The organism is Streptomyces sp. NPDC059255 (assembly GCF_042752355.1).
Classification (GTDB): Bacteria; Actinomycetota; Actinomycetes; order Streptomycetales; family Streptomycetaceae; genus Streptomyces.
The window spans coordinates 31,197-42,859 of the sequence record NZ_JBHYZP010000012.1; the positions used below are offsets into that span (position 1 = coordinate 31,197).

At 74.3% G+C, this 11,663-nt stretch carries 5 protein-coding genes; 4 read left to right on the forward strand and 1 reads right to left on the reverse strand.

Annotated elements, in window-relative coordinates; genetic code table 11:
* The first annotated feature begins 79 nt into the window (after positions 1-79).
* The 3 genes from ACFXKG_RS16560 (at position 80) to ACFXKG_RS16570 (ending at position 4,546) form a co-directional block, all read left to right on the forward strand.
* On the forward strand, positions 80-1,717 hold the full coding sequence (locus ACFXKG_RS16560) for a phytoene desaturase family protein (protein WP_384838863.1): 1,638 nt from the start codon (positions 80-82) through the stop codon (positions 1,715-1,717).
* Positions 1,718-1,799: 82 nt separating this feature from the next.
* Entirely contained in the window at positions 1,800-3,029 is a 1,230-nt protein-coding gene (locus tag ACFXKG_RS16565; protein ID WP_384838553.1) for a cytochrome P450, read from the forward strand.
* 128 nt (positions 3,030-3,157) lie between these two features.
* Entirely contained in the window at positions 3,158-4,546 is a 1,389-nt protein-coding gene (locus ACFXKG_RS16570) for a CoA transferase (protein WP_384838556.1), read from the forward strand.
* Between the two features lie 51 nt (positions 4,547-4,597).
* Here ACFXKG_RS16570 and ACFXKG_RS16575 read toward each other — a convergent pair whose 3' ends face one another.
* Positions 4,598-9,307: a HEAT repeat domain-containing protein gene (locus ACFXKG_RS16575; RefSeq protein WP_384838559.1), complete on the reverse strand. Its 4,710-nt coding sequence runs from the start codon at positions 9,305-9,307 to the stop codon at positions 4,598-4,600.
* 142 nt (positions 9,308-9,449) lie between these two features.
* Between ACFXKG_RS16575 and ACFXKG_RS16580 the strand changes: the two genes are divergently transcribed.
* Complete coding sequence (locus ACFXKG_RS16580; protein WP_384838561.1) at positions 9,450-11,537, forward strand: beta-N-acetylglucosaminidase domain-containing protein; 2,088 nt, start codon at positions 9,450-9,452, stop codon at positions 11,535-11,537.
* Positions 11,538-11,663 lie beyond the last annotated feature (126 nt).

Consider the following 11,663-nt stretch of genomic DNA (forward strand, 5'->3'; position numbering starts at 1 on the left):
CCTGCACGACAGCCGACGAGGACACCGAGGACATCGAGGAGAGCACGGCATGGCGCCTGCCCGACCCCGCAGAAAATCCATGATCGTCATCGGTGGGGGGCTGGGTGGCCTGTCCACCGGGTGCTACGCGCAGATGAACGGCTACAGCAGCCAGGTCTTCGAGATGCATGAGATCCCCGGCGGCTGCTGCACCGGCTGGGGCCGCGGCGACTTCACCTTCGACTGCTGCATCAGCTGGCTGCTGGGCAACGGGCCCGGCAACGAGATGCATCAGATCTGGCTCGAACTCGGCGCCCTGCAGGGCAAGGAGATGCGCCACTTCGACGTGTTCAACATCGTGCGCGGCCAGGACGGCCGGGCCGTGTACTTCTACTCCGACCCGGACCGGCTCGAAGCCCATCTGCTCTCCCTCTCCCCCGCCGACGCCCGTCTCATCAGGTCGTTCTGCGCCGGGCTGCGCAAGTTCCGTACCGCCCTGCCCGCCTACCCGTTCCTCAAGCCGGTGGGGCTGATGGGCCGGTGGGAGCGGTGGCGCATGCTGGCCGGCTTCGTCCCGTACCTCAATCTCTTCCGCACGTCGATGTCCGTCCTGATGACGGAGTACTCGTCCCGCTTCCAGGACCCGCTGCTGCGGGAGGCGTTCAACTACATCCTGCTGGAGAAGCACCCCAACTTCCCCGTGCTGCCCTTCTACTTCCAGATGGCGTCGCAGGCCAACCGATCGGCCGGGGTGCCGGAGGGCGGCTCGCTCGGGCTCGCCCGCTCCATCGCGGACCGGTACCGGCGGCTGGGCGGCGAGGTCACGTACAACGCGAAGGTCGAGCGGATCCTCGTGGAGAACGACCGCGCGGTGGGCGTGCGGCTGGTGGACGGGCGGGAGTACCGCGCGGACATCGTCGTCTCGGCGTGCGACGGCCCCACCACCCTGATGAAGTTCCTCGACGGCCAGTACCTCGACGACGAGTACCGGCGGCTGTTCACCAAGACCATCGAGGAGCCGGGGATGGTCTTCCCCGGCTATGTCAGTGTGTTCCTGGGGCTGCGGGCGGGGTTTCCCGAGGGGGAGCCCACCACGACCCATCTCCTGGACGAGGCGACGGTCGCCAAGCTCACCGGCATCCGCCATCCGAGCATCAACGTCCAGTTCCGCAGCCGGTTCTACCCCGAGCTGTCGCCGGACGACACGACCGTCATCTACGCCACGTACTTCTCCGACGTCGAGCCCTGGCGGGAACTGAGCGAGGGGCCCGAGCAGTTCAGCCGGCTCCGCCGCGGCGGGGAGCTGCACACTCTGCCGGTGCGGCGGGGCCGGCCCTACTCGGCGGCGAAACGCCGGGTGCGGGACACCGTCGTCGACTTCCTGGAGGAGCGTTACCCGGGGCTGCGGAACTCCATCGCGGTACGTGACACCTCCACCCCGCTCACCCAGATCCGCTACACGGGCAGCTACAACGGGACCGTCCTCGGCTGGCAGCCCTTCGTCGAGGGCGGCGAGACGATGGAGGAACTCGTCAAGAAGCACGGTCCCGCCCTGCCCGGCCTGGAGAACTTCTACCTCTCCGGCGTCTGGGCCACCACCGGCGGTCTGATCAGGGCCGCCGGCGCCGGACGGCAGGTCATGCAGTTCATCTGCCGGGACGACGGCGTCGACTTCACCGCCTCGGTCGACGACACCGCGCCACCGCCCACCCATGTCGTCGTGCCCGTAGGCCCGTAACCCCCTGGGCCCGTAACCCAGTAGGCCCTTCACCCCGTAACCAGTTCCTTCCAGGACCGCGCAAGGAAAGGCGGACACCCCCATGTCTCCCCAGTCGCAACAGCAGTCCACGCAGCGCCCCGAACCACTCTCCTACCCCTTCTGGAACCTCGGCGGTCTGGATCCGCACCCCGGATACCAGCGGTTGTGGGACCAGCCCCTCGCCCGGGTGCGCCTGGCCTACGGCGAGGACTCCTGGCTGGCCACCCGGCACGAGGACGTCCGCGCCGTCCTCTCCGACCCCCGCTTCAGCATCGGCGAGGCGGTCCACCGCGACCATCCCCGTATCGAGCGGATGCCCAGGATCAGCGGCGGCCTCCTCACCAGCGCGGACCAGGACCACGGCCGGATGCGCTCCCTGCTGAGCAAGGAGTTCACCGCACGCCGGATCGAGCGCCTGCGGGACCGGATCAGGCAGACCGCCGACGGGCTGCTCGACCGTATGGAGGAGGCCGGCGCCCCCGCGGAGATGATCGAGGACTACGCCTTCCCGCTGCCCATGACGATCATCTGCGAACTGGTGGGGATCCCCTACCCCGACCATGTCCATGTACGGCACTGGGCGGACGTCGTCTGCTCGGGCAGCACCCCGCCCGAGACGATCCTGGAGGAGGCCGGCCTCTTCAACGCCCGGATGAAGGGCTGGGTGGAGGCGCGCCGCCGGGAGCCGGCCGACGATCTGCTCACCATCCTGGTCCGCGGGCTCGACGAGGAGGGGATCATCGACGAGGGCGAGCTGATCGACATCCTCGGCGAACTCCTCATCGGCGGATTCGTCACCACCACCAACCAGATCGGCAACTTCTTCTCACTCATGCTGCTCCACCAGGAGAACGGCGACGACATGCTGGGCCGGCTGCGGGCCGACCCCGGCCTCATCCCGAAGGCCGTCGAGGAGCTGCTGCGCTTCGTGCCGCTGCTCAACGGGGTGGTCCTGCCGCGGTACGCCATGGAGGACATCGAGCTGGGCGGTGTACTGATCCGGGCGGGAGACCCCGTCATCGTGTCGCCGACCGCCGCCAACCGGGATCCCGGGGTCTTCCCGGAGCCGGACCGGGTGGTGCTCGACCGTCCGGGCAACACCCATGTCAGTTTCGGGCACGGAGCGCACTACTGCCTGGGCGCGCACCTCGCCCGGCTGGAGCTCCAGGTGACGCTGGAGCAGGTGATCAACCGGTGGCCGGGGCTGCGCCTCGCCGTCGGGGTGGACGAGCTGCGCTGGCGGTCGAAGGAGTTCTTCAGCGGTCTGTACGAGCTGCCCATCACCTGGTGACCGGCCGGCCGGTCACCGGGTGATGGCCGGGCCGCCGCGCCCGCCCCGGTGACCGGTCGGCCCGCCGCTCACGCCCCTCCGGGACGGAAGCGCTTCGTTCCGCGCGTCCGGCACGGGACAATAGCCCCATGACGCAAGGAAACGACGCGGCGACCGTCCACGCGTGGGCGGCGCTCGGCGGCCGGGACGGGCTCGCGCGGTCGGTGACGTACGAGGGCGCGGGCGAGGTGCTGACCGCCCGGCTCCCCGTGCGGGAGCTGGCGCGGGCGACCGTGGGAGTGTGCTCGCTGGCCGCCGCGGAACTGCTCGCGCTCCGCCGCGGGGTGTCCGTACCGGCGGTACGGGTACGGGAGGGGGCGGTCGCCACGGCGTTCGTCAGCGAGCGGTATCTGCGGATCGACGGGCGGGCGCCCACGACGTTCGCGCCGCTCTCCGGGTTCTGGCGCACGGCCGACGGGTGGGTCCGTACGCACGCCAACTACCCGCACCACCGGGCCCGGTTGCTGGGCGCCCTGGACATCCGGGACGCGGGTGACACCCCGGCGACGACCCGGCGGCTCGCGGAGGAGCTGGCGACACGCCCGGCCCGGGAGATCCAGGAGGCCGTCTACGCGGCGGGCGGCCTCGCCGTGGCCGTGGCGCCCACGCCGTCGGACCCCACCGTCCCGCTGTCTCCCGGCGGCGAAGCGCTGCCGCTGGCCGAGACCCGGACGGCCGGGGAGGGCCCGCCCCGGGTGCTGCCCTCGGCCGCCCTCCCGGCCGAGGGCGTACGGGTGCTGGACCTGACCCGGGTCATCTCGGGCCCGGTCGCGACCCGGACCCTGGCGCTGCTGGGCGCCGATGTCCTGCGGGTGGACTCGCCCCGCCTCCCGGAGCAGGCCGACGCCCACACCGACACGGGTCCGGGCAAGCGCTCGACCCTGCTGGACCTCGGCGCCTCCCGCGACCGGCAGGTCTTCGAGGAACTGCTCGACACGGCGGACGTCGTGGTGACCGGGTACCGCCCCGGCGCGCTCGACCGGCACGGGCTGGCCCCCGACGCGCTGCTGGCCCGGCGGCCCGGTCTGATCGTCGCGCAGCTCTGCGCCTGGGGCTGGTCGGGGCCGTGGGCGGCGCGGCGGGGCTTCGACAGCCTCGTCCAGGCGGCGAGCGGTATCGCCGCGAGCGAGGCGGCGGCCGACGGCACTCCGGGCGCCCTGCCGGCGCAGGCACTCGACCACGGTACGGGGTATCTGATCGCGGCCGGGATCCTGCGTGCCCTGACGGAACGTCAGACGGCGGCCGAGGGACGGCACTTGCGGTTCTCGCTCGCGGGGACCGCGTCCTGGCTGCTGCACGGGGTCCGGCACGCGCCGGTGGAGGGCGGCCCGTACGATCCGGCGCCCTGGCTCACCGAGACGCCGTCCGCCTACGGGCCGCTGCGCCACGCGCTCTCCCCGGTGCACTACGCGGGCGCGCCGGTCACCTGGCCGGCCCCGCCGACGCGCTGGGGCACGGATCTGCCGCGCTGGCGCTGACGCGCCGCACCACCGCCGCACGGAGTCGGCCCCGCCTGCCCGCGCGACTCTCTACCCGGTCCCGGTGGACGTGATCCGGTCGAGCACGTCCGTGTAGCGGGAGCGCCGGTCGGGGCGGGCGTGGTCGGCGGCGTGGCGCAGCGCGGGGATCGCGCGGGTGCCGAGCGTGGCGAGGCCTTCGGCCGCCGCCGCCCGCACGGCGGGGTGGGGATGCGCGAGCCGTTCGACCACGGTGGGGATCGCGGGTTCCCAGGCGGCGTGGCTGAGGGTTCTGATCGCCATGCGCTGGATGTCGGGCTGGGCGTCGTGCAACAGGAGTTCCGTATGGCGCAGATGGGCCGTACGGTCCAGCATCGCCCGGGAGACCCGGTGCGCGCGCAGCCGGATCCCGGCCCGGGGGTGGGCCAGCAACTCGGTGAGGACGGCGTGGAGTTCGGGATCCCGGTCCGGCCGGGGGCCGGTGTGCTCCTCGGCGAGCCGGGTGAGCGCCCGGCGGACCGTTTCCGGGGCGCCCGTGCGGGCCAGTGCCAGCAGCTCCCGCCGGGACGGCGGGGACGGCCGGGGGTCGTTCCCCGCCGACGGGTGTTCGCGGAGCGCGGCGAGGGCGGCGGCGTCCTGCCGCTCGGCGTCGGGGCCCCGCAGTGGACCGGCCGCCAGGGTGAGCGCGTCGGCCCGTTCGCCGTGCCCTTCGGCCCGTAGCTGTCGGCGGACCCGGCTCAGCGCGGGGGTGCGGAGCGGCGCCCGGCCGGCCAGGAACTCCGCGAACCCCCGGGCGCCGGCGTCGAGCCGGTCCTCCACATGGGCCGCCAGGACATCGTCGTCCACCCGGCGCAGCAGGTCCGCGGCGGTGCGGCGCGCGTCGGGGGATCCGTGTTCCCACCGGTCGAGCAGCACGGGGAGCAGCGGCTCCAGCTCCCGGCCGGTGGCCGCGCGGGCCGCGGAGAGCAGCCGGTCGTCCCGTATCCCGGCGCCGCCCAACTCGGCCCGCCCCTGCGCGGTACGGGCCAGCGAGGTCAGCGCGTGGTGGAGCCCCGTGGCGCCGGGCACGGTGACCCGGCCCCGGAGGAAGGCGCGGAGGACGGTCCGGGCGGTGCCCGGCTCGGGCCAGGTCAGCAGCGTCGCGGCGGCGGCGTTCCGGCGCTCCTCGGGACCGTCCTCCAGCAGGGCCAGCAGGCGGGTGCGGAGGGCGGCGGAGCGCGGCTGGTCGAGGTCGTCGCCGCGTACGGTCCGCGGTGCGGGCGGGGGCGCGGCGGCTTCCTCGGCGAGGGTCCAGGGCGGGGTGCCGAGGGGCTGGAGTTCGGTCATCAGGTCGAGCAGGGCGGCGCGCTCCTCGGCCCCGCCGTCCGGGTAGCGCGCCGCCAGCGCGGCGAGCCGGTCGCGGGAGCGGGGCACGCCGTCGGCGCGGCGGCGGAAGGTGTCCGGGGCGGCGCAGGCGCGTTCGGCGCCGTCCGGGGCGGTGCGTGGCGCGGGGGTCTCGGCCCTCCCGGCGGGACGAACGCCGAACGCCTCGTGCAGTACGCCCTGTTGGGCACCCCTGGGGTCGGCGGCGAGCCGGGCGGCGGCCAGCGCCCGGTCGAGATCGGCACGGACCAGGACGGCGTCGCAGGCCCGCAGCAGGGAGAGCGCGGAGCGCGTTCCGGGGCCTGCCGGGGGCAGCGCCCGTACCGCGTCGGCGACGGCCGACCGCTCCAGGACCGGCAGCGACGGCACGGCCGCTTCGAGTACGGCGACCAGGTCACGCGCGTAACGATCCGCGCCGCCCGCGTCCCGCCGGTCCGTGCCTGGCCGGTCCAGGTCTTCTTGTACGTGTACGTCGGCGAGTCCGGCGAGCAGGGTGCGGGCCGAGCGCCCGAAGGCGTGGCGTTCGTGGTCCGTCCAGGGCGCGGGACAGATACGGAGCGTGAGCCGCAGGACGCGCTCGCGGGCGGCGGGCGCCGATCCGGCCAGCCGGAGCCAGTCGCCCAGCATCGGCCGTAGCCCGCACAGGAGTTGAGGGGCAAGCGGCTCGTGCCGTTCGGCGATCCGCAGGGCGACCGCGTCCTGCCAGCCCCGGGAGAGCAGCGATCCGGCGTCCGGGTCCGCCGCGAGGCCGGCGGGCAGGTAGGAGGCGAGGCCGATACGGCCGTCCTTCACCAGGGCGAGCAGCACGGGGCCCAGCGGTGACGCCTGGTCGGTCAGGGCGGAGACCGTGCGCGCCGTCAGCACGCCGTCGAGTCCGGCCGTCAACAGCCTTATATGGCTGGGCTCTTCGGGGTCGTGCTCGGCCGCCGCGAGCAGGGTCGCCAGGTACGCGTCGCCGAGGACGGCGCGCAGCGCCGCGACGAGTGCGGTGCGCAGCCCTGGATTGGTCTCCCGGCCCAGGTGGCGCAGGAGTGCCGGAACCGCCGCGGGTGCGCCCGCGCGGGCCAGCACCCCGGCGGCGGTCTTCCTGATGTTCATGTTCGGGTGGTCGAGACACGCGGCGATCGCGGGCGACGCCCAGTGGGCCCGCGCGTGGCCGAGGGCCAGCAGCGCCTGGCGTACGGTCTGGATGTCCGGGGCGGTGGTCAGGGTGATCAGGCTCGCCGAGAGCGCCCGGGCGTCGTCCCCCGTGTCGTCCGCGGCGAGCAGCGCGATCACCTGCTTGCGTACATGGCGGTCGCGGTGGCGCAGGAGGCGGTGCACCCGGGGGCGGGTCGCCGCGGAGGGGACGGTGAGGAGCAGTCCGAGCAGGATCGCGCGTTCGCCGTCGGTCAGCCCCGGCCGGTCCAGCAGGTCGAGCGCCATGGTCGCGACGAGCGCGTGACCGGCCTCCCGGGCGTCGGCCGCGCCGAGCAGACAGACCGGCCGGATCCGGCGCCGCGCGTGGAGCCGGCCGGCGAGGGCGCACAGGGCGTCCACGACCTCCTGGGGCACGGCGGGTTCGGCGGCGGGCGCGGTGGGCCGCGCCGCGGCGAACCGCCCCGCCTCGGGGTTTGCCGGCACCGCGCCGGGCTCCCAGGCGGCGGCGCGTTCGGCCACGACGCGCAGCAGCAGATCGGTGAGGACCGGCACCGTACCGGAGCCGCCGTGCGCGGCCAGCCTGAGCAGCGCGGCGACCGGTTCGGCCGGGTCGAGATGGGAGCGGAGCAGGGTGAGTTCCCGCTCGTCGGGTCCGCCGAGGTCGGCGGCGATCCCGGGCGGGAGCTGGGTGGGATCGAGGCACCCGAGGAGGCGCCGGCGCCGTTCCGGGTCGGTGTTCAGCGACCAGAGCAGTTCCAGGGCCCGGTGGCGCACGGCTCGCAGCGGCGGTTCGATGGTTTCCGCGCCCGCCTCCCGGGTCAGGCCGAGCCCTTCGGCCAGCATCCGTACGGTGCGCTCTCCCCCGAGCGCCTCCAGCGCGTCCAGGGCCGCCGCCGGCGCGGCGGGCAGCGCGGCGATGACGGCTTCCTCGGCTCCGGTGTGGCGCAGTTCGCGGAGCGCGTCGAGAAACGGCTCGGGATCGGCGGCCGACGGCAGGACGCGGGTGATCGCGTCGCCGATCGGCAGCTCCCCCGCGCCCTGCCGGGCCACCTCGACGAGCAGGGCGAGCCGTCGTGGCCAGCCGGGGGCGTCCGCCGGCGCGTCGACGAGCGCGTCGAACACCTCCCGTCGGCAGGTGAAGAGGACGGTGGCGAAGGCGCGGGGCTCGATCGTGTGGTCCGCGAGGACCACTCCGACGAGCGCGGGGACGGCCGGCGGCGCCGGGAAGTGTCCGCGCCGGTGGAGCCCGCGCAGACAGGTCATCGCCGCTCCGCCGAGGAGCAGGGGGTCGCGGGCGGCGAGGGCGGTCAGCCCGTCGATGTCCGCGCGTTCCGCGAGCCCGCCGAGCAGTTCCATGGCCCGCCGCCGCAGGGCGGGCGACCGGGCCTGATCGGCGACGACCCGCCACAGCGGGTCCCGGTGCCCGTGGCGGGCGGCGACCAGGAGCGCGGCCTCGGCGACACCCGCCGCGCCCGCGCCGCCCGCCGCGCCCGCGCCGCCCACCGCGGTCGCGTCGGCCTCCGACGCGGGACCTCCGGCATCCGTGGCATCCGTATCGGTGTCGAGGAGTCCGCCCGGCTCTCCGGGCGGCAACGGCTCCAACGCCGCCCAGGGCTCGGCGAGTTCGGTGAGCGCCGCAGTCGCGGTTGCGGAATCGTCCGCCCGCGCCAGGTCGAGCAGCCGGGCCCGGACGAGCGCGGGCGCGAGGAGTCCGGCACGCAGGCCCTGCCGGGCGAACCGGACCGCGTGGGCCCGTACCCCGGGATCGCCGCACCCCACCAGCTCCGCCAGCAGGCGCTGGGGCCGGTGGGAGCGGGTCACGTCCAGCCCCCGGACGGCCTGGTACAGCAGTTCACCCGGGGGTTCGGTACGGAGCACCTCGGGCTCGTCGTGCAGCTCGGCGCGGAGCCAGGCGATCCGTACGCGCTCCGGCAGTCCGGCCGTGCGCCACGCCGGGCGGCGCCCCTGCGGAACGTACGGCCCCAGGCGCTCGTACAGCTCCGCCAGCAGGAGCGCGGACTCGGGCGGCCCGGTCACCGACAGGGGGAGCAGCGCGGCGAGTTCGGCCCTCCCGGGCACGTCGGCGGCCCCGCTCCCGGCCGCTCCGTCCGGGGCGGGGCCCAGGGCGAGTCCCGGGGCGGGGCAGGCGGCGAGGGACTCGGCGAGGAGTACGAGTCCGCGGTGGCGCACGCGGGGATCGGGGTCCCGGAGCAGTGGTCCGATACTGACCGACGGAACGTCACGGATGTCATGGAACGGCGTGTCCGTCGGCGTTTTCACGTTCGGATACTAAGTGGGATATTCACGTCCCCACCAGTGGAATTCGTCCGGCCGCGCCATCTTGACACCCGTCGCCCCGAATGGTGGTTTAGACCAATCGGTCACCGGCCGGTGACCGAGTCCAGCTCCCCTTGGAGTTGCCGTGCCCCGTTGGTCCCGAAGGCACCACCCCGGACGTTCCCTTCTCGGCCTCCCCCTACTCGGCGCCCTGGCACTGACGTTCACCGCCCTCACCCCGCTCACCGGCCTCACCCCGCCCGCCTCTTTCACCGCGGCGCCCGCGGGCACGTCCGCAACGCCGGACCGGCTCCCGGTCGTCACCCCCACCCCGCAGCGCATGACGGCCGCGGGACGCGCCCTGTCCGTACCGGACCGGGTCCGGCTGGTCGTCGGCGAGGGTGCCGACGCCGCCGGTCTCGATGTGATCAGGAAGGCCCTGGCCTCGGCCGGGGCCCGCACGATCGACGAGGTGGCGCTCGATGGGGTGGCGCTCGGCGAAGTCACCATCGGCGCGGGGGAATCCGCCCGGACCCCGGCTCGCGCCGGCGGCGGACGGGGGCCCGGCCTCACCGTCGTGGTCGGTTCGATCGGGGACGGGCCGGTGGCCCGCGCGCTGCGTACGGCGGGCGGAAGCGTCCCCGATACGCTCGCCGCCGAGGGGTACTCCCTCGCCACCACCGCGGGCGACCGCCGTACCGGCTCCACCGCCGTCCTCGCGGGCAACGACGCGGACGGTGTCTACTACGCGGCGCAGACCTTCCGGCAGTTGGTGACCCCCGCGCGCAGAACCATCGCGGCCGTGTCGATCACCGACCATCCCCTGATGGCCCTGCGCGGCAGCATCGAGGGCTTCTACGGCGCCCCCTGGTCGCACGCCGACCGGCTCGACCAACTCGCCTTCTACGGCGCGGTCAAGGCCAACACGTACATCTACGCACCCAAGGACGACGAGTACTTGCGCGAGAGCTGGCGCGACGCCTACCCCGCCGACCGGCTGGCCGCCCTGCGCGAGCTGATCGAGCGCGCCACCACCCACCATGTCGACTTCACCTATGCCATCTCCCCCGGCCTCTCCATCTGTTACAGCGATCCCGACGACGTGCGAGCCCTGGAGAGCAAGCTCGCATCCCTCTACGCGCAGGGCGGGCGCAGCTTCTACGTGGCGCTGGACGACATCAGTTACACGAGCTGGAACTGCGACGCGGACCGGGCGAAGTACGGTGCTCCGGGCCGGGCGGCCGCGGGGCAGGCACAGGCCGATCTTCTCAACGCGGTGCAGCGCGACTTCATCGGGACGCATGCCGGCGCCCAGCCGCTCCAGATGGTGCCCACCGAGTACTCCGACATGGCCGACTCGCCCTACAAGAAGGTGCTGCGCGAGCAGCTCGACCCCCAGGTGGTCGTGCAGTGGACGGGCAACGACGTCGTCCCGCCGTCGATCAGTGTGGCCGACGCCCGTGCGGCCTCGACGGTCTGGGGACGCAAGGTGTTCCTCTGGGACAACTATCCGGTCAACGACTACGGGCAGACCACGGGCCGGCTGCTGATGGCCCCGTACGACCGTCGCGAGGCGGGGCTGCACGAGGAGTTGAGCGGCATCGTCCTCAACCCCATGAACCAGGCGGCCGCGAGCAAGGTCGCGCTCTTCGGCGGGGCGTCCTTCGCCTGGAACGATCAGGATTACGACGCCGGGCGGACCTGGCGCGCGGCGGCCGGTCATCTGTCGGGCGGCGACCCCGCGACCACGCGGGCGCTGCTGGCCTTCTTCGACACGCAGCATCTCGCGCCGACGTTCGGCCCGGAGAACTGGCAGCCGCAGGCACCGGCGCTGCGCGCGGCGCTGGACGAGTTCCGTGCCGTATGGGCCACGGGCTCCGCCCAGGAGCGGCGGGCCGCGCTGGGCGAACTCGCCGCCCGGGCCCGTGAGCTCGCCGACGCGCCGGAGCGGATCCGGGAGGGAGTGGCGGACCAGGGCTTCCTCAGGGAGACGGCGCCGTGGCTGACGGCGCTCGATCTGTGGGGTGACTCGCTCGACGCCACCGTGGAGGGGCTGCGGGAGCAGCTCGGCGGCGGCAGCGGGGAGGCCTGCTTCGCCGAGGCGGCCGAGCTGGCCCGCCGGGCCGCCGCGATCAGGACGATCCCGGGCACGACCCGGCCGCAGGGCACGATCAAGGTCGCGGACGGGGTCCTGGACACCTTCATCCGGGAGGCGCCGGGCCTGCGCGGCTGAGTAGGGCCTGCGCGACTGAGCACGGCGAGCACGGCGGGCGCGGTTGACCCGGCGGGGCGGTGACCCGGCCGGGTCACCGCCCCGGTTTCATCACGATCAGGTCTCGGGATACCCCCGGAGTCTTGC